Annotated in this window: 21 protein-coding genes; 9 read left to right on the forward strand and 12 right to left on the reverse strand. The window is 63.1% G+C overall.

Translation table 11 applies throughout. The features are described 5' to 3' along the window. Positions 1-195: 195 nt before the first annotated feature. Entirely contained in the window at positions 196-1,179 is a 984-nt protein-coding gene (locus tag MBR110_RS18555; RefSeq protein ID WP_014724891.1) for an HTH-type transcriptional regulator ArgP, read from the forward strand. Here MBR110_RS18555 and ssuE read toward each other — a convergent pair. The 9 genes from ssuE to MBR110_RS18600 all read right to left on the reverse strand — a co-directional run bounded on the left by ssuE (position 1,169) and on the right by MBR110_RS18600 (position 10,018). After that, on the reverse strand, positions 1,169-1,762 hold the full coding sequence (ssuE, locus tag MBR110_RS18560; RefSeq protein ID WP_011882212.1) for an NADPH-dependent FMN reductase: 594 nt from the start codon (positions 1,760-1,762) through the stop codon (positions 1,169-1,171). The genes MBR110_RS18555 and ssuE overlap by 11 nt on opposite strands. Positions 1,763-1,775: 13 nt before the next feature. Further along, on the reverse strand, positions 1,776-2,057 hold the full coding sequence (locus tag MBR110_RS18565) for a 2Fe-2S iron-sulfur cluster-binding protein (protein WP_011882213.1): 282 nt from the start codon (positions 2,055-2,057) through the stop codon (positions 1,776-1,778). Positions 2,058-2,078: 21 nt separating this feature from the next. Then, positions 2,079-2,822 (reverse strand): iron-containing redox enzyme family protein, encoded by a 744-nt coding sequence (locus tag MBR110_RS18570; protein WP_011882214.1) that lies wholly within the window; start codon positions 2,820-2,822, stop codon positions 2,079-2,081. Continuing rightward, a complete protein-coding gene (locus tag MBR110_RS18575) occupies positions 2,819-4,180 on the reverse strand; it encodes an ATP-grasp domain-containing protein (RefSeq protein ID WP_181709467.1) in 1,362 nt (453 codons plus the stop codon). Before MBR110_RS18575 ends, MBR110_RS18570 begins: the two co-directional genes overlap by 4 nt. A 10-nt stretch (positions 4,181-4,190) precedes the next feature. After that, positions 4,191-5,369: an ATP-grasp domain-containing protein gene (locus MBR110_RS18580; RefSeq protein ID WP_258569985.1), complete on the reverse strand. Its 1,179-nt coding sequence runs from the start codon at positions 5,367-5,369 to the stop codon at positions 4,191-4,193. Positions 5,370-5,431: 62 nt separating this feature from the next. Then, the gene (gene hisC, locus MBR110_RS18585; protein WP_014724888.1) at positions 5,432-6,559 is read right to left on the reverse strand and encodes a histidinol-phosphate transaminase; all 1,128 of its coding nucleotides are present in this window, start codon (positions 6,557-6,559) and stop codon (positions 5,432-5,434) included. A gap of 14 nt (positions 6,560-6,573) precedes the next feature. Next, positions 6,574-7,449, reverse strand: a complete 876-nt coding sequence (locus MBR110_RS18590; RefSeq protein ID WP_011882218.1) for a phytanoyl-CoA dioxygenase family protein — start codon at positions 7,447-7,449, stop codon at positions 6,574-6,576. Positions 7,450-7,467: 18 nt separating this feature from the next. Beyond that, positions 7,468-8,850: a 3-phosphoshikimate 1-carboxyvinyltransferase gene (gene aroA / locus MBR110_RS18595; protein WP_046426531.1), complete on the reverse strand. Its 1,383-nt coding sequence runs from the start codon at positions 8,848-8,850 to the stop codon at positions 7,468-7,470. Between the two features lie 67 nt (positions 8,851-8,917). Further along, on the reverse strand, positions 8,918-10,018 hold the full coding sequence (locus tag MBR110_RS18600) for a DUF1611 domain-containing protein (RefSeq protein ID WP_014724886.1): 1,101 nt from the start codon (positions 10,016-10,018) through the stop codon (positions 8,918-8,920). A gap of 347 nt (positions 10,019-10,365) precedes the next feature. On the opposite strand from MBR110_RS18600, the gene MBR110_RS18605 reads away from it, so the two are divergent. The 3 genes from MBR110_RS18605 (at position 10,366) to MBR110_RS18615 (ending at position 13,173) form a co-directional block, all read left to right on the forward strand. Further along, entirely contained in the window at positions 10,366-11,463 is a 1,098-nt protein-coding gene (locus MBR110_RS18605; protein ID WP_011882222.1) for an LLM class flavin-dependent oxidoreductase, read from the forward strand. Between the two features lie 247 nt (positions 11,464-11,710). Then, positions 11,711-12,928: an MFS transporter gene (locus MBR110_RS18610; RefSeq protein ID WP_224020179.1), complete on the forward strand. Its 1,218-nt coding sequence runs from the start codon at positions 11,711-11,713 to the stop codon at positions 12,926-12,928. A 44-nt stretch (positions 12,929-12,972) separates the two neighbouring features. After that, positions 12,973-13,173: a hypothetical protein gene (locus MBR110_RS18615; protein ID WP_043292230.1), complete on the forward strand. Its 201-nt coding sequence runs from the start codon at positions 12,973-12,975 to the stop codon at positions 13,171-13,173. 210 nt (positions 13,174-13,383) lie between these two features. Here MBR110_RS18615 and MBR110_RS18620 read toward each other — a convergent pair whose 3' ends face one another. The 3 genes from MBR110_RS18620 to MBR110_RS18630 are packed head-to-tail and all read right to left on the reverse strand — an operon-like array spanning position 13,384 to position 16,202. Next, positions 13,384-14,379 (reverse strand): NAD(P)H-quinone oxidoreductase, encoded by a 996-nt coding sequence (locus MBR110_RS18620; protein ID WP_011882224.1) that lies wholly within the window; start codon positions 14,377-14,379, stop codon positions 13,384-13,386. Next, positions 14,376-14,753, reverse strand: a complete 378-nt coding sequence (locus tag MBR110_RS18625; RefSeq protein ID WP_011882225.1) for a carboxymuconolactone decarboxylase family protein — start codon at positions 14,751-14,753, stop codon at positions 14,376-14,378. Before MBR110_RS18625 ends, MBR110_RS18620 begins: the two co-directional genes overlap by 4 nt. Positions 14,754-14,765: 12 nt before the next feature. Next, positions 14,766-16,202, reverse strand: coding sequence for an NAD-dependent succinate-semialdehyde dehydrogenase (locus MBR110_RS18630; protein ID WP_014724883.1), 1,437 nt, complete (start codon positions 16,200-16,202; stop codon positions 14,766-14,768). 374 nt (positions 16,203-16,576) lie between these two features. On the opposite strand from MBR110_RS18630, the gene MBR110_RS18635 reads away from it, so the two are divergent. From MBR110_RS18635 to MBR110_RS18655, 5 genes are all read left to right on the forward strand, one after another. Then, entirely contained in the window at positions 16,577-17,512 is a 936-nt protein-coding gene (locus tag MBR110_RS18635; RefSeq protein ID WP_011882227.1) for a LysR family transcriptional regulator, read from the forward strand. A 1,167-nt stretch (positions 17,513-18,679) separates the two neighbouring features. Then, positions 18,680-19,378 (forward strand): energy transducer TonB, encoded by a 699-nt coding sequence (locus tag MBR110_RS18640; protein WP_011882230.1) that lies wholly within the window; start codon positions 18,680-18,682, stop codon positions 19,376-19,378. Between the two features lie 86 nt (positions 19,379-19,464). After that, positions 19,465-20,370, forward strand: a complete 906-nt coding sequence (locus tag MBR110_RS18645) for a MotA/TolQ/ExbB proton channel family protein (protein ID WP_181709469.1) — start codon at positions 19,465-19,467, stop codon at positions 20,368-20,370. Between the two features lie 20 nt (positions 20,371-20,390). Beyond that, positions 20,391-20,813: an ExbD/TolR family protein gene (locus tag MBR110_RS18650; protein WP_011882232.1), complete on the forward strand. Its 423-nt coding sequence runs from the start codon at positions 20,391-20,393 to the stop codon at positions 20,811-20,813. An 81-nt stretch (positions 20,814-20,894) separates the two neighbouring features. Next, entirely contained in the window at positions 20,895-21,326 is a 432-nt protein-coding gene (locus tag MBR110_RS18655) for an ExbD/TolR family protein (RefSeq protein ID WP_011882233.1), read from the forward strand. The last annotated feature ends 16 nt before the right edge of the window (positions 21,327-21,342 follow it).

Below are 21,342 nucleotides of genomic sequence, written 5' to 3' on the forward strand. Positions count from 1 at the left end.
GGAGATCGTCCTCGGTAAACGGAAAGTCCGCTGGATTAATCCCCGGCATGACGGGTCGTCGTGCCGCATCGCGGCGAAACGGCAAGTGCGCGGTGCTCAACCCCTCTTCGTGCGCGATACGAGAGGGCAATCCTTCGTCCCGCGCGCGCTGTTGAGCGGACGGATCACTTGCTTGAAGTTTGGTAGGGGATTTCAGTGCTAGATCGACAACAACTCGAAGCTTTTGCCGTCGTCGTCGAAACGAGGAGTTTCGAGCGTGCGGCGGAACGGCTGAATATTACGAGGGCCGCCATCTCGCAACGCATCAAGGCGCTGGAGGATGCATTGGCGGCGGCCCTGCTGGTCCGCAGCAAGCCGCTGGCACTGACGCCGGTGGGCGAAGTTCTGTTCAAGCACACCACGGCGGTGCGTCTGCTCGAAGCCGATACGTTCAGCCAGATCGACCGTCGTGGCAATCGGGGCGGCATGCAACTCGCGGTCGGCGTCGATGCGTATTCAATCGATGCATGGTTCGGCCGGGTCGCGCACCGGATTATCGAGCGCAACGTGCTCGAACTGGAAGTCGTTGTCGACGATGCGGACCCGGCCTTTCCGGCGCTGGCGCGTGGTGAAATCATCGGCAGCGTGTCGACGGTGTCGAGGCCAGTCCAGGGCTGCATTGCCGTACCGCTCGGCGCAATGATCTATCGATGTGTCGCGAGTTCGGCCTTCATCGAGCGCCATTTCGAGAAAGGCTTCAATCTCCACGCTGCATCGTTGGCTCCGGCGGTCGAGGTCGGCAGACGCACGGCGCTGCTCGAACGGTATTTCGAGGCGGCATTCGGCGTGAGCGTCGGCCGCTATCGAAGAAACTTGCTGCCGTCGATCGCGTCGCAGCTCAAGACGATCCAGTCCGGCCTGGGATACGGCATGCTGCCGGAGCAGACGGTGCTGCCGTTTCTCGAAGACGGCCGGCTCGTCGACGTGCGACACGACATGCCGCTTCCTGTGCCGTTGTACTGGCATCGATGGCGCGCGGCCCCCCCGGTCTGCGAGACGCTGTCCGAGGAACTGGTCAATCGCGCGCGCGAGGTTCTGGCCGCGGACGACCGCGAGCGAGTCGGGATGAGCGAGCACGTGCATGAAGCGGTAACACCGGCTCGCATGTGCGAATCCGTCGACTGCGCCGCTACGGGTTGACGGCTATCTCCGTTCGTTCGCTCGCCGCGAGAGTGCCGAGACGGGTAAGCGCCGCACGTTCGTCGAGCACGTGCATCAGCGATTCCACCGCGCCGTGCAAGCGCTGCGCGAGCGGCGCTGCGATCCGGTATTCGCCGTCGACGCGCGCGATGTCGGCTTCGGTGGCGAACACGTTGTCGAGCACGTGCCGCGCGCCGAGCGCGGTGAGCACCGGTTTGAGTGCATAGTCGAGTGCAAGCAGATGGGCGAGACTGCCGCCGGTCGCGAACGGCAGCACCGGCTTGTTTGCGAAAGCCGCCTGCGGCAGCAGGTCGAGGAAGGCCTTGAATAAACCGGAATAGGACGCTTTGTAGAGCGGCGTCGCGACGATGACGGCGGCCGCGTGCTGCACGGCCTCGAGCGCCGCCTGAATGGCGGGATCGTTCCAGTCGGCATGAAGCAGAGCACCAGCCGGCAGATGCCGGATGTCGATGCACTGCACCCGGTGGCCGCGCGCAGTCAGCCGCTCCGACGCAATGCGGAGGAGGTGCCGACTGCGCGACGGCTCGGTGGGACTGCCCGACAGCATCACGATATCGAACATGGCGATCAAGACCTCAACACTGTCGAATCGTTACGTCGCCGCGCAGCCGGCACTGGCATGCAAGACGCTTGTCGCCGTGGTCGTGACCGAGCCATTCGAGAAACGTGCTTTCCTTGTCTTCGGGATGCGAAAGATTGTCCATGCCCGCCAGTACCTCGATCACGCAAATGCCGCACATTCCCGCGCGGCATCCGAAGGTCAGTCCGCCCAGTTGAAGCTCCGCCGCGTCCGACAGATACGCGTCGTGCGGCAGCGCGAACGATTCGCCGGTCGTGCTGATGATGACTGTATGCATGTCCGCTCCGTCGAAAGTGGCTCAGGCTGCCGCGCGGTGGCCGACTGTGGCCTCGAAGAGCTCGCGGAAATACAGCGCGAGAATGGTCTGGATGTCGTCGAAATAGCGCAGCACTTTGTCGACGTCCGCCTCCTCGCGAATCAGGTAGCGCAGGATGCGCCACATCTCGCCCGCGTGATCGTCTCCGACGTCCGTATTGATGTGCGCGAGTTGCCCCTTGATCTTGTCCTCACCGAGCGTCTCCTTCATCGACTTGATCTGGCGGGGCGTGAGCTTCGCGGTCGTGTATTCGACCAGGTAGCTGGACGCGACCACGCCGATCGGATGCTCGTGTTCGGCGATGAAGTAGAAAAACCCCTGCAGCAGCCTCGTCGCGAGGAATGGCTCGGTCGCGTACAACTCCTCGTCGGTTACGCCGAGTGCCTTGCAGTCTTGCCTGAACAGCGTGTCGTGATTCATTTCCTCGGCCTGGTATTCCGCATACAGCTGCGCGGCCTCGGGAGAGATCTTCGTGATCGCGTGGAGAGCCTTGGCGTGCGCGGAGCGGCTGAGACGAATGCGCCAGACGTGCTCGATGGTATGACGGCGATACCACTGGCTATCGAGCTTGCTGCCTTCGAGATGGCTCGCGTAGGGGACGGTTGCCGCCCATTCGGCCATTTTCTTGTCGAGATAGCGATCGAGTCGATTACGGACAGCTTCGCCGTCTGCGAGCGAGTAGAAGGGAATCGGATGGTCGATGCCGCAATGCTGGACGCGATTCATGATTTCTCCTGGGGTGTGGGTTCTGCATCGGTAACTGCTGAGTCGGAATAGCGAACGACGAGCTGCGCGTCGAGCATCGCCGAGAGCGCGCGCACCTGGGTCGCGATGTCGGACACGGGCACCTTCCAAAGCGCGTTCAGGATGAAGATGCCGCGTTCGGAATCGGGTAGACGGGTGTGAGGCCGGACCGGCATGTCGACGATGTCCGGCGCGGGCGTCAGCCGGTCGATCGACAGCACTTCGAGCGTGCGATTGCGTTCGCCGTATCGGCTGAAGAACACGGTGCCGTCGCTGAGCGTGCCCGCCCGCCGCCGCGTGCTTTCGCGCAGCGCGTCCAGGCGCCGGTGCCACGCGCCGGCGGCGGTTCGTTCGGTACAGAGTGCTTGCACCCAAAGCTCCAGCATCGAGATGCCGCCGGTGAACACGCCGACGCTCTGATTGATCAGGGCGCCGCCCATGCGAGCGTTGATCTCGATGATGTCCCACCGGCCGGCTCGCCCGTCGAAGCGGGTCTCGATGTGGTAGCACCCGTCGCTGAGGCGCAGTGCGGCGAGGCATTGCTCGATGAACTGCTCGCCTTCGCGCTGCTGCGCGTCGGACAGGGCGGGTGCCGGCAGCGAGTTGCCCATCTCGAGCGTCGTACCGGTAGCGTCGTCGAGGTATTTCGCGTGTACGCCGATGACGTAGCTGCGGGCATCGGTCGCGACGACTTCGAAGCTATACTCGTCGCCGCCGATGTAGTCTTCGGCGATGAAATCGAACTGCCCGTCGAAGATCGCCCGAAACGCGAGGTCGGCACGCATCTGCTCGCGCAGCGCGTCGAGGCGAGCAAGCGTCAAGCCGGCATCGAGCCGGAAGCAGGCGAACGAACCGGCGCCGCGACGTGGTTTGACGAACAATGATCGATCGCTCGCAAGCAGCGCGGGGAGCGTCGCGTGGTCGAGCAGCGTAGCGCGTGCTCCGCTCAGGTTGAGCGCGTTGAGCTGCGTGCGGCACTGCAATTTGTCCATACAGACCCGCAGCGCGTCGGGATCGGCGTCCGTGGCGCCCAGCAGGCGATTGGCGCGCGCCATCAGTAATCGGTAGCCTTCGAATGTGGCGAGCGTCGCGACGATCGCGAAGCTCTCCGCCCGTGCCTCCGCCATCGTCTCCTCGACGTGCACATCGTTCAGATAATCGTCGTCGACGTGCCAGAGCCGGGCGGCACCCACGGCGGAAATCTGTTCGAGGTCGCGCGAATCGCGAGCGCGCGAACTGAGGATGACGAGCGCGATGCCCAGGCGCTCCGTATATGTGCGAACCAGCGCTGCGTAAGAGCGGGCCTGATGCGCGAAAAGAAGCAGGGCGGGCGTACTCATGATCCGGAGCTCACGGTTGGGTGGTTTCGATGCGGAAGGCTTCGAGCACGTGCGCGACATCGCGCGCGACCTGCGTGCCGGAGGGCGAGTCGAACAGAAAGCGGCCGGACTGGAGCGAGCAGTAGCCATCCTCGTGCTCGATCAGCTGTCCGTCGCTCGGCACCAGTTGCCGATACAGACTGTCGAGCCGCCCGTCGAACCGCGTGACGGATCGCACGCGCTGCGGCAGGCAGGTCGGCCGCGGGAACATCAGCCACGCCCCCACCGAGCCGGTCGGTGCATACAGCTGTGCCGGTTGGTCGAGACTCATGTTGACCCACTCACGAAACAGGTTGATGCCGGTCGCGCGGTGAATCATCGACGGCACGTCGGCACCGCCGACGCGGGCACCGACCTCCAGAAAAACCAGCTCGTCGTCGGTGGTATGGAAGAGTTCCAGGTGGAACGGGCACGCGCGCAGTCCGATCGCCGTCACGCATTGAGTCGCGAACTTCGATACGTAGGCGTGCAGCGCGGTGCCGGGCTCCAGCATGATCGCGCCGAGCGGTGCGCCGGCCGTGAAATCGAGGCAGGTGTTGACGTAGCGAGACGGTACGACGAGCGTTACGTTACCGTTTCGATCGACGAGTCCGTCGACGTGCATCAACGTGCCGGCCACGAACTCCTCGAGATCCCACGCGCCGCCGGACGGCAGGTTGGCGATCGCGGTGCGCAGTTGCACCGCATCGCAGATTTTCTGCACACCGTGGCTCGACTGGCCGTCGATCGGCTTCAGGATCAGTGGGTAGCCCGTCTGTTCGGCAAACGTGAGTGCGCCGCTCACCTCCGTCGACGTCACGGACCGGTAGCGCGGCGTGCGCAGCCCGGCTTCCTGAACCTTCTGCTTCATCAATAGCTTGTCGCGTCCCAGCCGGTTCTCATCCGGCTTCTTGCCTGGAATATCGAACTCGGCGCGCAATTGCGCGGCCAGATCCTGAAGCGACTCCGAAAAGACGATGAGTCGGTCGATCGGGCCGCTCGCGCCGACGATTTCGGCGATGACCGTGCGGTAGGCGGCGATGTCGTCCAGCCGGTCGAGCTCATAGAGCCGGTAGCTGTCGGCAGAGGCGGTCACGGCGGAGCGGCCGCGACGGTTGACGAGATAGCTGACCCGATGCTGCCTGTGATCGACGAATTCGTCGTAGCGCACCAGGTCGAAATCCCACCGCCCGGTGCCCGGGAATTGCGCGAGATTGTTGATGATGAGAATGTTCATGCGAGTACTCCATTGGCGTCCGATCCGGTCCGTGCCCCGACGAGTCGACGCACGAGATCGACCAGCCGGTCGATCTCGTCCGGCGTGCCGATCGCGATGCGCAGATGCGTCGGCAGTCGATAGGCAGACATTTGCCGCGTGATGAAGCCGTGCGACAGCAGCGCATCGTAGATATGCGCCGCGTGCGGACCGAAGTCGGCGAGCACGAAATTGGCGGAACTGTCGACGACCGTCGCGCCGAGCGTGCGCAGGTCAGCAGCGAGACGTGCCCGGCCTCGCGCGGTCGTCTCGACCACACGGGCCAGATGCGCTTCGTCGTCGAGCGCCGCCGTGGCGCCCGCCAACGCGACGCGGCTGACCGGAAAGGGCGGTCGGATCCGCGACAGTGCGTCGATCAGGCCCGCAGCGGCGATTGCGTATCCGATGCGCAACCCCGCGAGACCGTATGCTTTCGAGAATGTGCGCGTGACGACGACGTTCGGATGCGATAGCGGCAACTGCCCGGTATCGCGCGGCGCGTCGTCGTCCGCGAATTCCGCGTAGGCCTCGTCGAGCACGAGCAGCACGTTGGACGGGAGCTGTGCGATCAGATGCTCAAGTTGCGCGGCCGTGAGCGAGCGGCCGGATAGGTTAGTCGGACTGTCAACGATCAGCATGCGCGTGTTCGAGTCGACCTGTTCGAGTAGTCGATCGACGTCGTGACCGAAATCCGGCCCGCTTGCCGCGATGCGCAGCGCAGCGCTCTGGGTGGTGACGAACGGCGGATACGCACAGTAGCCGTACTCGGACAGCACGACGTTGCGGTCGGCCGGAACGAACGCCTGGACCAGCGATGCGATGACGTCGATCGAGCCGTTTCCGAGCGCCAGCATGTCGGCCGGAACCCGCTGGTGCCGGGCAAGCTTGTCGAGCAGCGCGCCGCTGTCCGGATAGCGGTTCGATTGATCGAGCGCGCGTTGCATCGCGGCGAGCACTCCGGGCGGCGGCGGGAACGGCGACTCGTTGCTCGAGAACTTGTGGATATCGTGCAAGCCTCGCTCTGCTCGCAGTTTTTCCTCGGTGATGCCCGGCCGGTACGGAGCAAGCCCGCGCAGCGCCGGAACCAAAAAGGCGTTCCAGTCCATCGGATCTCCCGTGTTCAGCGTCCCGAGGCTGCCGTCACTGCGTAGCCGGACGTTTTCATGGTCGTCAGTGCCTTGCGCAGGTGAGAACCTTCCTGCACCTCGTACAGGGACCCGAATTCGCGTTCGGCGAGCGGCAGCAGATGCGTGCCCTGGTCGACCCGCGCGACTTTCGAACGTTGTCCACGCAACAGTTCTACACCCGGTTCGTTGTGTGCGGCGTGCGGTCCGAAGTAAATCGGGAATGCATCGGCCGCCCGATAGGCGGGCAGGAACGTGCGGCGCGGCAGCTGCGATACGTTGCGCGCCGATGCATGGAGCGTCAGGCAGTGCAGGAACAGGACGCTGCCGGCTGGCACCTCGATGCTGACCGCCCGAGCTTCATCGACGTCGTGGACCTTGCCGCGGAAGAATCCATCGACCTCGTGTGACAGCAGGCCGCGCCGGTGCGACCCGGGTACGACGCGCAGGCAGCCGTTCGCTTCGCTTGCATCGTCGAGAAAGATCAGCGCGGTGACGAGATCGGCGTTGGTGTGCGGATAGTAGGAGAAGTCCTGGTGCCATTCGACGACACTGCCGACTTTCGGTCCCTTCATGTTGAGCTTGCTGTAGTGGAACAGCACGTTCTTGCCAATCAGCCCTTCGATGCAGTCGAGCAGGCGCGGGGCAGTCGCCATGTCCTTGAATGCGGGATGCTTTTGCGTCGGCGACCAGATCCGGCGCACGGTTGCGCCGTCCTCGGGTTCGAATTCATACGGCTTCTCGGGATTGGCGGGCGACAGCAGCGTGTCGATCGCGGCGAGCGAGCGAACAACCTCGTCGGTATCGAAGAGTTTTTCGATCACGAGATAACCATGTTCCGCATAGAACGCCAGTTGCTGGTTGGTAAGCATGACAATTCTCCGTTGGGATCAGACCGCCTGCAGTAGCGAACGCTCGTCGTCGTGCGACGCGCCGGTCCCGACTTCGCGATAGGCGGCACCGAGATGCTCGAACTGCGTGAAGAAGTCGGGGAACGAGCAGTTCACGTCGCGGTAACCCTCGAGCCGGTTCGGCTGGCGCGCACGCAGCGATGCGATGAACAGCGACATGAAGATCCGGTGGTCGCCCCAGCTCGACAGGTCGACGCCGCCCGGATACGGCTCGCCGGTGCCGCGGATCTCGAAGCCGTCGTAGACGCCGTCCTTGAAGAGGCCCTTGATGTCGACGCCCATCTTGCCCAGCTCGCTAACCATCGCCTTGATGCGAGGCGACTTGTGCAGCCGCGTGATCGAGCCGCCGACCACGCGGAACGTTCCTTTCACGTAGGCGCCGATCGCGGCGAGCGTCGGTACGATGTTCGGGAAATCGCTGGCGTCGAATTCGTAGTCGCCGGTGAGCTGGGAGTGGGAATTGACGAGCGTCAGCTCATTGCGCGTGTCGTCGAAATGGACGGAGAGGCCGAGCGCCTGTACGACATCGATGATTGCGCGCTCGCCCTGCAGGCTCTCGCTGCCGAGGTTGCCCAGCACGAAGGTGCCGGGGAACAGCGCGGCGGCGCCGATCAGGTACGACGACGATGTGTAGTCCCCGCCGATCCGGTACTCCGCGGCTTGATAGTTGCCCGGCTGGACGCGGATCAGCGAGAAGTCGTCGGTAACGTCAACCTGGATTCCCGAATGGCGCAACGTCGCGATCGTCTGGCGGATGTAGGAAATCGACAGCAATTCGCCTTCGATCGCGATTTCGACCGGCTTGTCGGCGAGCGGCGCGGCGAACAGGATTGCGGTGATGAACTGCGAACTTACGTTGCCAGGGACCGTGCAGCGTCCGCCGCGCAACCCGCCTCCCCAGTTGACGACCGGCGCCTTGCCGGCCTCGCCGATGCATTCGATACGCGCGCCGAGTTCCTCGAGTGCGTCGAACAACGGCTTCATCACCCGCGTGCGCAGAATGGTGTCGCCGGTAATGATGGCAGGCGAGTCGGCGAAACTCGTCAACGCGGTGAACGTGCGAAACACGAGCCCCGAGCCGATCGCGTCGACGACGCGCTGGCCCAGATGCAGCGCGCCGCCGACACCGCGGATCTCGAGGTATCCGGCGTGTTCGTCGATGCGCGCGCCGAGTGCGCGGCATGCTTGCTTCATCGCGCTGGTCTCGACACAGCGCAGATCGTTGTGGACGATCGACGTGCCGTCGGCGAGAGTCGCGGCGAGTATCGCGCGCTGGGTCTCGGGCTTGGACGAAGGGGTGACGGCGTAACCCTTGAGCGAGTGGATGGGTTCGACATGGAGCAGGCTGGACTGTTCGGTCATTTGAATCGCTTCCTGTGTTTGACGATGGCGCGACGATGCAGGCGGGACGACGAAAGCCGGCGGCCGGTCAGGCCGCCAGGCGTTGAAGGGTCCGGTCGTGGACGCTCAGTGCGTCCACGAGTCGGTCAGCACCCGAGCGGATGACGTCGACGGCAGGCAGGCCCGTTTCCCATTCGATCTCCTCGATGGCGCGCGCGGCTTGCTCGGCCGGAAGCGCACCTGTATGGACGCTGACGCCGACCACCTTCGCCGGTCGCAGAAACGAGCCAAGCTGTTCATACAGCGTGACGAGTTCGGGTAGCGGACGCAGCGGCGCATGCGCCCAGCCCTTGTGATGTGCAAGGCCCGCCTCGTGGCACAGCACGAGGGCCTGCGGCATGGCACCGTGAAGCAGGCCCAGCGTGACGCCGCTGTAGGCGGGATGGGAAATCGATCCCTGTCCCTCGACGACGATCCAGTCGTGGTGACGCGCCGATTCGAGTACGAGCGATTCGGTGACACCCGCGACGAAGTCGGACGGGACGGCATCGATCGCGACACCGGCGCCGCTAATATAGATACCGCTCTGGCCGGTAGCGACGAAACCTGCGTTGATGCCTCGTCGTCGTGCAGCTTCCGCGATCTCGATGGCGGTGGTTTTCTTGCCAACCCGGCAATCGGTGCCGACGGTATGGACGATGAAGCGATCGAGCGCGTCGAGCTTGCCTTCACTGGTCGCGAGCGTATCGGGCGGCTCTTTCGTATCCCAGATCCGTGCGCCGGATTCCGACGCAAGTGCGGCGAAATCAGGATCGGTCGCAATTCGGAAATGCAGACCGCTGACGACGTCGAGCCCGCGGGCGAGTGCGAGCGCTATCTGCGCGCGCCATGCATCGGGCAATGCGTTGGAGAACAGGCCCACACCGATCAGGAAAATGTCCGGATCGAACTGCAATGCCGATTCCAGCGAGTCGAGCACCGGGATGCCGTGGCCGTATCCGAGTACCTCGCCCACGTCCTTTCCGGCACAACGGCTGTCGACGACGGCGACGCATTCGCTGTGGCGATAGCGCAGGTAAGAGGTCGCCACCTTGCTTGTCACAGGGCCGAAGCAGCCCTCGGCGAAGACGACGACGCGTTTGTTTCTCAGGTTCAACATCAGCGTGGCTCCATTTTCTTCGATGAACATTCGTGACCGTCGCCGGCCGCGTCGTGTCGCGCCGGAGGGCGGTGATGCGAGAACGGATGCAACAGCAATGACACACGGGAATGTCGGCCGGCGCATATTCGTGCGGAATCGCGATACGTCTTCGATATCGGCCTCGACGTGTTGACGAGAGTAGGCGAGCGCGACGGATCGCAGCGCATTCGTGAGAACTTATTGCGGCCGGTAAATGTCAGCGATGGATCAAAAAATTGGTGTGCCGTCAAAGTTTCTTCGTCGGCGCGGTGCGGGCTTGCTCGATTCGTTGCTCGACTCCTAAGCTGAAGGTCACTACGGCAACAGGCCGGATTCGACTATCGGGAGAGGCGACGATGCGGGTATTTCAACCCCTGAAGATTCATTGGTGCGCGCCGCGCGGAGCGGGCAATACTAAGGCGTCCGAGCGGGACCTCGCGAATGAACTCGATCTCGACGGTCTGGTGGACTTTGCGCAGGAAGCGGAGGACATGCAGATCGATACGCTGCTGATGGGAATCGGTTTTCATCTGCCGGAGCCGTTGCCGCTGATCGGCGCACTCGCGCGCGAGACGCGCAGACTGTCGTTCATGCTGGCCTATCGCCCGGGACTGCTGCCGCCGACGCTATTCGCGCAGGCAGTCAATACGCTGTCGTGGATGTCGAACAAACGGATCTCGCTGAACATCGTCGCCGGCATTTCTCCGGAGGAACAGGCGTACTACGGCGACTATCTGGCGCACGACGCGCGCTACGAGCGCACGTCCGAATATCTCGGTGTGCTGCATCGGTTCTGGCGCGGCGAGACGCCGGTGTCGCATGAAGGCACCCACTACCGGTTCGACGGCGCGCGCCTCGGCCTGCCATTCAAGGACGGCGAGCGACCGCGAATCTATCTGAGCGGCGCGTCCGCGTTGGCCAAGCGCATCACCATCGAATCGGGGGACTGCTGGCTGCGTTACGGCGACACGCCGGAGGGCATCGCGGTCGCTGCTCGTGAGCCCCTGGAGGCCGGGCGCAGCGTCGGCATCCGCATGCACGTGCTGGCTCGCGAAACGCGGGAAGAGGCACATGCAGAAGTGGCCGCCATGATGGCGAACTCGGATGAAGCCCATCGTCAGCAGGTTCAGGCATTCGTGAAGACGTGCGATTCGGAGGCGGTGAAAAAGTCGTTCGATCTTGCCGAGCAGGCGTCCGGTGGCTGGTTGTCACCGATGCTGTGGACGGGCGCCGTCGCCTATCGCGGAGGCCCGGCCCTGTGTGTGGTGGGCAGCTACGACGAGGTCGCACGGTATCTGCTCGAATACAAGCAGGCCGGTGTCAGCGAATTCATCCTGTCCGGCTGGCCGACGCGTGGAGAGATGCGGCGATTCTGTCACCACGTGCTGCCCCTGATTCGCCAGTATGAAGCGCGGACGGCCGGGAGCGAAGACAAGGCAGCGCTCGTCATCTGATGATCACACGATGTTGCGCGACTGGCGCGGCTCGGCCGCACCAGATCGGAAAGCCGGTCAGGAATCTAAAATCAAGGATATAGATAAGTGATACGAAATGATGGATCAGAGGCGAGTGAAACGTGTGGTGTTCATCGGTCAGGACGGCGGCCAGGGTTCCGTCGCGACGTGAGCGCCTCGAGCATGGAGGTGGCGATTGATCGGTGAATCGCGCTCCGCTTCGCTGCGCTGGTTCGCGTCGGGACTGATGCTTGGATTGATCGCCGAGCAGACGGTGCTGTTTGCGGTGCCGCTTCTCATTTATCAGCGGACCGGAAGCCTCGCGTATTCGGGCATTGCATATGCAGTCGAATGGGTGCCGGCGTTGATCGCTTATCCGTTCGCCGGCTTGTTCGCGGACCGGCTCGGCGGCCGCCGGTTGTTCCGGTATGCAAATCGCGTCCGGATGACCTGCCTGACGATTGCCGTGGCAGCCTGCTTCGCGATGCCGTCGGCCACGATCATTGCGCTGATGGTCAACAGCGTCTTCCTGTCGCTGCTGATCGCGCCGGTGCGGATGTCGGTGGAAAAGACGGTGCCGATGCTAGCGGACGGCGGCAAGCTGTCGGATTTGCAGTCGTTGGTGCAGAACGTCGAATTGCTCGCGATGGCCCTCGGTCCAGCCCTTGCGGCGGGGCTGGCGCAATGGCTGGGTAAGCTCCCGCTCCTGCTCGTCGCGGCGGCCGGATTCGCGCTGGCCGCGTGGTGCTGGCGCGAACTTCCGGCGAGCCCGCGCGGCACCGCTCACGGTCGGGTCCGGCACGACCTGGTTCTGGGATGGCGATTGCTGATCGCGAACCGGCCGGTTGTGTTGCTTGCGTTGGTGAACTTCGCCATCAACCTCGCGTTTGCGATCGCGGCGAGCGCGAACGCATATCTCGTCACGGGCGTGTTCCGCGCATCCGACAGTGTATTCGGCTTGATGAACACTGGCGCGGGCGTGCTCGGGCTGCTGAACCTGTTGCTGATTCCGAAGCTGACCCGCAGTTGGAGCATCTATCGGCTCGGTGCAGGCGGCTTCGCGCTGATGTGCACCGGGCTCGTATGCATGGGATTGGCGCAGGGTGTCTGGGTTTATGTGATCGCGTTTCTCGGCGCGATGGCGGGGGCTGCTTGGTACAACGTGTTCAACCGGACATTGCGCGTACGTGCGATCGAGCGCGAGCACCTCGGCAAAGTGATCGGGCCGTTCTATCTGATCAACGGGCTCTCGTATCCGCTCGCGGGCGTGTTGACCGCGAGCGTGGGGCCGGTGCTAGGCATCCAGCACATCCTGTTGTTCATGGCCGTGATGCTCAGCGGTCCGGGCGCGTGGGTGCTGTGGGTGACGTCCCGATTGTTTCGCAAGCGGGTCGATGCGCCGCAGCCTGCGGACGAGGTGTGCGAGGGCGCGGAACCGCTGCCCGAGGCCGCCGATCGCGCGTGAGCGAGGTCGCGCGACGATACGATTGCCGATGTACGGAGGATGTCATGACTTCGAAAATCAGAATGGCCCGGCGGCGGCCGGATTTGCCGATCGAGACGGCGTCTCCGCACGCGGAATTCCATGAGTGCGGCGGGGTGCCTCTGCTCGACGAGACCGAACCTCGCCGGATGCGCGACGAATCCGGCGACGGTGGGGTAGTCTTCACGCCGGAGGATCCGGATACCGCCTCGAGCGTGTTGTTCTGAGCGTCGTGCCGGAAAGCTGCGAGGGAGCGATACCGTTCCGGTACGTGCGGGACGTTCGATTCGGGTGCGGGAAGCCGCGACATGCACCATCGGCGCTGCCGGCCCGTCGTCGCGAATGGTTTTATTTCCGGCCATGAGCAACGCGCTCCCGTCCGCCTGACTGCCATCAACCAGCTTCGTACATGGGCCGCGACGCGAATCGGCCCTACGTCAGCTATCTTCGCTCATCGTCAGGATGATCTTTCCTACGTTCACAGCAGACTCCATCCGTCGATGGGCGGCCGCGGCGTCTGCGAGCGGAAACACGCTGTCGACGACCGGCTCCAGACCCGCGCCTCCCGCAAAGCGGTCCAGCCAATGTTCGCGAAACCGCCGAACCATCGCGTGTTTCTCGCTCTGGTCGCGCGACTTCATCACCGTGCCGATGATTTGCAGATGACGGTACAGGATCTGTTCGAGGCTCACGCTGACGTCACCGCCGCCGCCGAGTATGCCGACCTGCACCAGCCGGCCGCCGTTTGCCAATGACGCGACGTTCCGGGAAAAATACGGTGCGCCCACGAAGTCGATGACCACATCGACACCACGTTTGCCCGTCCTGCTTGCGACGACTTCCGAAAAGTCCTGCGTCTTGTAGTCGATCGCATGGTCCACACCCAGTTGAACGATCCGTTCCAGCTTCGAGGCTTCGGCCGTTGCGAAAATCGTCGCGCCGGTTGCATAGGCCAGCTGGACCGCTGCGGAACCCACCCCGCCCGCCGCTGCGTGGATCAGCACCGCATCGCCGCGCTGCAAGCGGCCCAGATGCAACAACGCTTCGTGCGCAGTGACGAACACTTCCGGTATGGCGGCCGCATGCACATAGTCGAGCGTTGCCGGAATGGGCATCGCCATTCTCCAGTCAATGCGCGCCCGTTCTGCGTAGGCCCCGCCGCCCACGACGCCCATGACACGATCACCGACCTTGTAACCCTGCACGGAAGATCCGGTCTCGATCACCTCGCCGGCGATTTCGAGACCCATGATCGTCGAGTCGCCGAAGTTCGGCCGGCCGTATCCGCCACGCCGATGGGTCAGATCGGCGCGATTCACACCCGCGGCATGGACGCGTACCAGTAGATCGTCGGGCCGAACCTCAGGAGCCGCGACCTCGGCCAGTTGGAGCACCTCGGCATCGCCGAATTCCTTGAATGTGATGGCTTTCATTTCAAACCTTCCTGCGTCGTAGATGCATTGCCGGCGAGATCGTCGGGCTGAGGATGGGCGCCGAGCGTTGCCTGCGCCGTGGCGGATGCGGAGATTGCGGCGGGAAACCCGGCATAGAACGCGAGGTGAGTGATTGCCGCTGACAACTCTTCACGGGTTACGCCGTTCGTCAACGCGCGGCGCAGGTGCGCCGGCAACTCGTCGAGATGGCCCCCCGCGATCAGCGCGGCAACAGTCACGAGGCTGCGGTCGCGCGGCGAGAGCGTCGGATCGCTCCAGATCCGCGGATAGAGCGTGTCGTCGACGAATGCCGAAAGCGTCGGCGTGAACGCACGCGCGGCTTCGCGCGGACTATCGAAATGCGTATCGGACATGGCGATCTCCTTTCAAGCCTGGCTGATGAACTTGTGTGTGAGGTAGTACTCGATGCCCTCGGTGCCGCCTTCCGAGCCGTGGCCGCTTTCCTTCATGCCGCCGAACGGCAGTTCGGTCGAGACGATGCGGTACTGGTTGATGCCGATCATGCCGGCTTCGAGGCCGTCCGCTGCATCGATGGCCGTACGCGCACTGCTTGTGAACGCATAGGCAGAGAGCCCGTACGGCAACCGGTTCGCTTCGGCGAGGCCGTCGGCAAGGGCATCGAAGCGCATCAGCACCGCGATCGGGCCGAACGGTTCTTCGTGCATCACACGCGCGTCCTTCGGTACGTCTGCGAGGACCGTTGGCTCGAAGAAATATCCCTCGCCTTCGATGCGCTTTCCGCCGGCCAGAATCGTTGCGCCACGCTCCACCGCGTCGGCGATGAGTTCCTCCATCTTGGCAAGCTGGCGCGGGTTCGCCAGCGGCCCGACCTGCGTGCCGGCATCCATGCCGTTCCCGACCTTGAGCGCGCTCGTCGCACGTACGAAGTGACCGACGAACTCGTCGTAGACTTCGCGTTGGATCAGGAAGCGCGTCGACGAGATGCAGACCTGGCCGGTGCCGCGAAAGCGATTCGCCGCGCCTTCGACCGCAGCCTTTTCGACGTCGGCATCGTTGAATACGAGGACGGGCCCGTGGCCGCCCAGCTCAAGCGTGATGGGTTTGACGCCTTCGGCTGCGCGCGCCGACAACAGACGGCCGATCGGCACCGAGCCCGTGAACGTGACCTTCCGGATTACCGGGGAAGCGATCAGTTGCGTAGACACCTGGTCGGGCACGCCGAACACGACTTGAAGCACGCCCTTCGGCAAGCCGGCGTCGTCCAGTGCGCGTGCCAACGCGAGCGCCGTTGCGGGGCTTTCCTCGCCGGGTTTGATGATGACACTGCATCCGGCGGCGAGTGCGGCGGAGAGCTTGCGCGCCGGGGTGATCGCCGGAAAATTCCACGGCGTGAATGCGGCGACGGGCCCGATCGCCTGTTTCTTCACGAGCTGTTGCACGCCCGGACGGTTGGATGGCACCACGCGGCCGTCGATGCGACGCGCCTCTTCGGCGAACCATTCGAAATAGTCGGCGGCGCGCAGGACTTCGTCGCGGCTTTCTGCCAGCGGTTTCCCTTCCTCCAGCGTCATCACGGTAGCAATGTGCTCGGCGCGCTCGCGCATTAGTTCCGCCGCGCGCTTCAGAATGCGCGCACGTTCGGCCGGCACGGTGTTGCGCCAGACATCGAACGCCGGTACCGCAGCCTGGAGGGCGCGATCGAGGTCCGCTGCCGTCGCCAGTGGAACGCGCCCGATCTGGATTTGCGTGGCGGGATTGATCACCGGCGCCGTTTCGCGTTCGCTCGCGCCGATCCATTCGCCATCGATGAAGAGATGAAGCGCGTCGTATGTGATGTCCATGGTTTAGCCTTTATGGTTAGGATTGCGATTTGATGCGGGTTCGTCTAGAGCCGGATAGGGAGCCTGCGCTACGCCGTGTCTGGATCATCGACCATGGCGGACGGAGCTCAGGATTGAAACGTCTACGTTCCGACTGCCTGACTTCGGGACCAAGTCTAGGCGTGAAGCAGGCGGCAACTTAGATGGCCCGGCAAGAATGAATCTTGTCTCTGGAGGGAAAATCCGCCGCCGAAATGAAAGATAAGTGAAAGGATGCAAAAAAACGACACGATGCCGCTCGCTGACTGCACGAAACAGGTGCGGAACCTATGATCACAGACTCGCGCGGGCCGAAACGCAGCGATTCGACGAAAAATTCAAAGCGAGGGTGACTAATGGACAAGGTGCACACCATGTCGGTGTTTGTGAAAGTGGTCGAGATGGGCAGTTTCACGGCTGTCGCAAACCACCTCGATACGACGGTCGGCAACATTTCTCGAGCGGTATCTGTCCTCGAAGACAATCTCAACACGCGGTTGCTACAGCGCTCGACGCGACGGCTCGTCGTTACCGACGCGGGGCGACGTTTTTACGAACGCAGTGTTGCGATCCTCTCGGACATCGAACGGGCGGAAGCGGAAGCACGCGATGCGCTGCTGGAGCCGCGTGGTCTATTACGCGTGCATGCGGTGCCGGGATTGGGGCGCCAACTCGTTTCGCAAGCCGTGCTTGCCTATCGGAGCGCATATCCGGAAGTATCGGTCGATCTCATGCTGTCGCAGCGGATGCCGAATCTGCTCGAAGAGCAACTCGACGTGGCGATCGTGATCGCGCGCACGCTGCCCGACTCGGCGTACGTGAGCCAGAAGATCGGAACCAGTCATTGCATTCTCGCGGCGTCGCCCGACTATCTGGCACGGCATCCGGCTCCCGAGTGTGTGGAAGACCTCGTCGGTCACACATGTGTGCTTCTGAGCACGGTCGATTACGCGCCGGACGAATGGCATCTGCAAGGCAGAGCAGGCGAGGCGGTGTATCGTCCAACGGGATCGCACTTCAGTGTGAATGACATGGATGCGATGTCCACGGTACTGCGGGAGGGCGCGGGAATTGGATTGATCGCTGCCTTCTCGGCAATCGACGATCTGCGCAAAGGATCGCTCGTTCGCGTCCTGCCGGAATTTCACACCGCGCAGCGCAACGTATATGCGGTGTACTCGTCCCGTCAATTCGTCGACGCGAAAATCAAACGGTTCATCGATGTCCTGAAGGTGCAGGTAGGGGATCGGTTGAATGCGTATGCGGATGAGCTCGCGATCATGGTCGCATGATCCCCGTTGCGCTCGGCACGGTCGAGCGGGTATCCGATTGCTCACATCGCCTCGCTCAACCTCACGATCCTGATGACGCGCTTGGGGACGTGTATGCCCGTACGTGCATGTACATTTCTGTCGCGCCGCGGCAACGCCTGAGTGTGTGGAAGTGAATCGCACCCATCGGGTGTTTGCGTGCGCCGAACCCGTGTTCGACTGTGCATCGTCGTCATGGCACCGAACTGGCGGTCCGGTCTCTGCGGCATCGCCTCGAGCACCGCTTGGTGCTTCCCCCGCCGGATTTGTCCGTAATCGCTTGTTCCAGGATTGGGACGTGAGCAGCGACGCCGAATGCGCGTTGATGGAGCGTTCACATCGCTCCGTGAAGTAAGAGACGCCCGTACGCGCAGACAGTCGGCCAACGAGTTCTCGTAGACGCAGTCGTGCCCGGAATCAGAAAATAGATTCGGCATGCAGATCATCGTGCATATTTGATAGGTATCTTGAATGTCACTATTTTAATTTGTAGTCAATTACGAATAAGTTAATTGGATTCGTCCGAGTATTGTTTTGAAAATCCGTAGCCCCGCATAACAACGGTCGATAGGCTTCCATCCATGCAGGAGACAATGAGACGTATCCGATAACGCTTCATTAAATCCGCGTCGATTCGGTGCATCGCACTAAATTGGTGATTATTGGCCATAAGCACCGAATGAGTGCGATAACCATACAAATTAATTACAGAATCAATAAAAAATGTTTCGTGAAGCCTTTTGACTCGTTATTCGAGCAAGTCCTCCAAACTTTGTATTCGGACATCAAAAAAAGTTTGACGGCCAGATTTTTTCCTTGCTATCGTCTGCACCCAAGACGCACGGCCACGCTGCCATCGGGGTGTAGCGACGGTCCGATCGTCATGCGCGAACGTGCCTGTGTCGACGCAGCTGACAATTGCCTGAACGCTGGTGCGGGGTGGATGCCGGATAAGGCGGCTATCCCGTGGCGGTTGAAACGATTCCTTGAAATTGAATGAATTCGGATCCGAAATCGATGCTTTCGATTCGGATTGCAAGTTGCATTAAAAATTAGATTTCGCGTTGAGGCGGCGACGGAACCGACCCGGTTCCTGGGCCGGCCATCATCGTGAAACTGGGCGATTCGCTTGGGGGATGGATAGTGGGCATGAAAGTCGAAAAGCATCTGATTGCTTCGAACAGCGGGCTTGCCACGCTCGGGCGTCCGCGGGAATTCGGCAAGAAGCAGCAGAATCCGGTGCGCCGTTTCGGCGGCATCGCAGTCGTTCTCCTGTTGCACGCAGTGCTGATCTACGCATTGCTCAACGGCCTCGCGACGAAAGTCGTGCAGGTGATCCAGCATCCGATCGAAACCCGCATCATCGAGCCGGTGAAACCGCCGCCGCCCCCGCCGATGCCGGTCGTCAAGCTTCCGCCGCCGAAGTTCGCGCCTCCGCCGCCGCCGTTCGTGCCGCCGCCTGAAGTGCCGGTGCAAGCGCCGCCGCAGGCGACGATCACGCATCAGTCGGCACCGGTGCAGTCCGCGCCGGCCGTGCAAGCGCCCGTCATCGCACCGCCCGCACCTGCCAAGCCGGTCAGTCACGAAGTGGGCGTCGTCTGCCCGAATTCGGACACGATCCGCGCATCGATGCAGTACCCGAAGGAAGCGCAGGAAAACAACATCACCGGTGACGTGACGATCGAGTTCGTCGTGGATGCGGAAGGGAACATCACGAACGAACGCGTGGCCCAGTCGGCCGACCCCGTGCTCGATCGTGCCGCCTACAACACCGTGAAGCGGTTCAAATGCGTGGCGCAAGGCCAGGCAGTACGGGTGCAGGTGCCGTTCTCGTTCAACCTGAATTGATGCAGTGGGCGGTCCGGCGGGAGCCGGACCGGAGAAAACCGGCCTGAAATTTAATCATAAGTTATACGAAAGAATCGGAGTGGGTTATGACCAAGCGTTCTCTGGCCGCGCTGGCGGCAAGCCTGTTGATGTCCGTCGCCGCGATCGACGGGCTCGTTGCACCGCAATTCGCTTACGCGCAAGCGAGCGGATCCGCGGCGGCATCCGATGCGTCGACACAGGCTGCGGCGCCTGCGCAGGCGCCTTCCACCGCCGAGCCGGCACCGCCGCCGGCGCCTGCCGCCACCGAAGCGGTCGAGAATCCGTACGGGCTCGGCGCGCTATGGAAGAACGGCGACTTCGTCGCGCGCTTCGTGCTGATCCTGCTCGTGATCATGTCGATGGGCAGCTGGTACATCATGGTCACTAAGTTTGTCGAGCAGTTGCGGGCGAACCGCCGCGCGAAGCTCGCCGACGCGCAACTCTGGAGCGCGCCGTCCCTGGCCGAGGGCGCGAAGCTGCTCGACGAGGCATCGCCGTTCCGCTTCATCGCCGAAACGGCGATCGAGGCGGGCGAGCATCACGAGGAGGCATTGCTCGAAGCCGTGGACCGCAACACGTGGATCGACGTGTCCGTCGAGCGGTCGATCACGAACGTGTCGAACCGCATGCAGGACGGGCTCGCGTTCCTGGCGACGGTCGGTTCGACCGCGCCGTTCGTCGGGCTGTTCGGGACTGTCTGGGGCATCTATCACGCGCTGACGGCGATCGGGATCGCGGGCCAGGCGTCGATCGACAAGGTCGCGGGCCCGGTGGGCGAGGCGCTGATCATGACGGCGATCGGCCTGGCAGTCGCGGTGCCTGCCGTACTCGGCTACAACTTCCTCGTCCGGCGCAACAAGTCGGTGATGGAGCGGGTCCGCAACTTCGGCGCCCAGCTGCATACCGTGCTGCTGGCCGGCGGCAAGCGTGCCGCTCGCGCACCGTCGCGTGCCGCGTCGCTCGTGAACTGACCGGCTGACGGAGGCGCGCGATGGGCATGAACGTCGGGCAGGACGAAAGCGACGAGGTGATCGCGAACATCAACACGACGCCGCTCGTCGACGTGATGCTGGTGCTGCTGATCATCTTCCTGATCACGATTCCGGTCGTCACGCACACGATCCAGCTGCAGTTGCCGAAGGAGGTCGTGCAGCCGCTGCAGACGACGCCGAAAAGCGTCGAGATCGCGGTGAACCGCGACGGCGATTTCTTCTGGGGCGAGCAACTGGTGGATGCGTCGACGTTGCTCGCGAAGCTGAAGGGGGTGTCTCAGCAGCAACCGCAGCCGAGCGTGCACGTGCGGGGCGACCAGAACACGCGCTACGAGTTCATCGGCCGGGTCGTCACGATGTGCGAGCGGGCCGGTATCGCGAAGGTGTCGTTCATTACGGAACCGCCGGCGCGGGGTGGTTAGCCTTGCGGGGGAACAGCATGCGCGCCGATTCCGATTGACGGCGACGCATGGGATCGGAGCGAGCATCGACAGGAGCAGACGATGGGAATGAACGTGCCTTCGGGCGGGGGCGGCAGCGAGCCGGACGTGATGGTCGACATCAACACCACGCCGCTGATCGACGTGATGCTGGTGCTGTTGATCATGCTGATCATCACGATCCCGATTCAGATGCATTCGGTGAAGATGGATCTGCCGGTGGGCAACCCGCCGCCGCCCGCTACGCCGCCGGAGGTCGTGCAGATCGACATCGACTTCGACGGCACGACCACGTGGAACGGCGCGCCGGTGCCGGATCGCGCGGCACTCGAGGCGAAGCTGACGACGGTCGCGCACGAGCCCGTGCAGGCGGAGATCCATCTGCGGGCGAACAAGCTGGCGCCGTACAAGGACGTGGCGGCCGTACTGGCGTCCGCGCAGCGTGTGGGCGCGACGAAGATCGGCTTGATCGGAAACGAGCAGTTCATGCAATGACGGAACAGGCCGACCG

It is taken from the genome of Burkholderia sp. MBR-1, assembly GCF_013822785.1.
GTDB classification, from domain to species: Bacteria; Pseudomonadota; Gammaproteobacteria; order Burkholderiales; family Burkholderiaceae; genus Burkholderia; species Burkholderia vietnamiensis.

Coding starts and splice junctions, on each gene's coding strand:
- MBR110_RS18570 (WP_011882214.1), bottom strand. CDS start 2,822: ATGAATCGCGTCCAGCATTGCGGCATCGACCATCCGATTCCCTTCTAC.
- MBR110_RS18635 (WP_011882227.1), top strand. CDS start 16,577: ATGGACAAGGTGCACACCATGTCGGTGTTTGTGAAAGTGGTCGAGATG.
- aroA (WP_046426531.1), bottom strand. CDS start 8,850: ATGACCGAACAGTCCAGCCTGCTCCATGTCGAACCCATCCACTCGCTC.
- MBR110_RS18615 (WP_043292230.1), top strand. CDS start 12,973: ATGACTTCGAAAATCAGAATGGCCCGGCGGCGGCCGGATTTGCCGATC.
- MBR110_RS18620 (WP_011882224.1), bottom strand. CDS start 14,379: ATGAAAGCCATCACATTCAAGGAATTCGGCGATGCCGAGGTGCTCCAA.
- MBR110_RS18625 (WP_011882225.1), bottom strand. CDS start 14,753: ATGTCCGATACGCATTTCGATAGTCCGCGCGAAGCCGCGCGTGCGTTC.
- MBR110_RS18605 (WP_011882222.1), top strand. CDS start 10,366: ATGCGGGTATTTCAACCCCTGAAGATTCATTGGTGCGCGCCGCGCGGA.
- ssuE (WP_011882212.1), bottom strand. CDS start 1,762: ATGTTCGATATCGTGATGCTGTCGGGCAGTCCCACCGAGCCGTCGCGC.
- MBR110_RS18650 (WP_011882232.1), top strand. CDS start 20,391: ATGGGCATGAACGTCGGGCAGGACGAAAGCGACGAGGTGATCGCGAAC.
- MBR110_RS18590 (WP_011882218.1), bottom strand. CDS start 7,449: ATGCTTACCAACCAGCAACTGGCGTTCTATGCGGAACATGGTTATCTC.
- MBR110_RS18610 (WP_224020179.1), top strand. CDS start 11,711: ATGCTTGGATTGATCGCCGAGCAGACGGTGCTGTTTGCGGTGCCGCTT.
- MBR110_RS18655 (WP_011882233.1), top strand. CDS start 20,895: ATGGGAATGAACGTGCCTTCGGGCGGGGGCGGCAGCGAGCCGGACGTG.
- MBR110_RS18645 (WP_181709469.1), top strand. CDS start 19,465: ATGACCAAGCGTTCTCTGGCCGCGCTGGCGGCAAGCCTGTTGATGTCC.
- MBR110_RS18565 (WP_011882213.1), bottom strand. CDS start 2,057: ATGCATACAGTCATCATCAGCACGACCGGCGAATCGTTCGCGCTGCCG.
- MBR110_RS18640 (WP_011882230.1), top strand. CDS start 18,680: ATGAAAGTCGAAAAGCATCTGATTGCTTCGAACAGCGGGCTTGCCACG.
- MBR110_RS18630 (WP_014724883.1), bottom strand. CDS start 16,202: ATGGACATCACATACGACGCGCTTCATCTCTTCATCGATGGCGAATGG.
- hisC (WP_014724888.1), bottom strand. CDS start 6,559: ATGGACTGGAACGCCTTTTTGGTTCCGGCGCTGCGCGGGCTTGCTCCG.
- MBR110_RS18575 (WP_181709467.1), bottom strand. CDS start 4,180: ATGAGTACGCCCGCCCTGCTTCTTTTCGCGCATCAGGCCCGCTCTTAC.
- MBR110_RS18600 (WP_014724886.1), bottom strand. CDS start 10,018: ATGTTCATCGAAGAAAATGGAGCCACGCTGATGTTGAACCTGAGAAAC.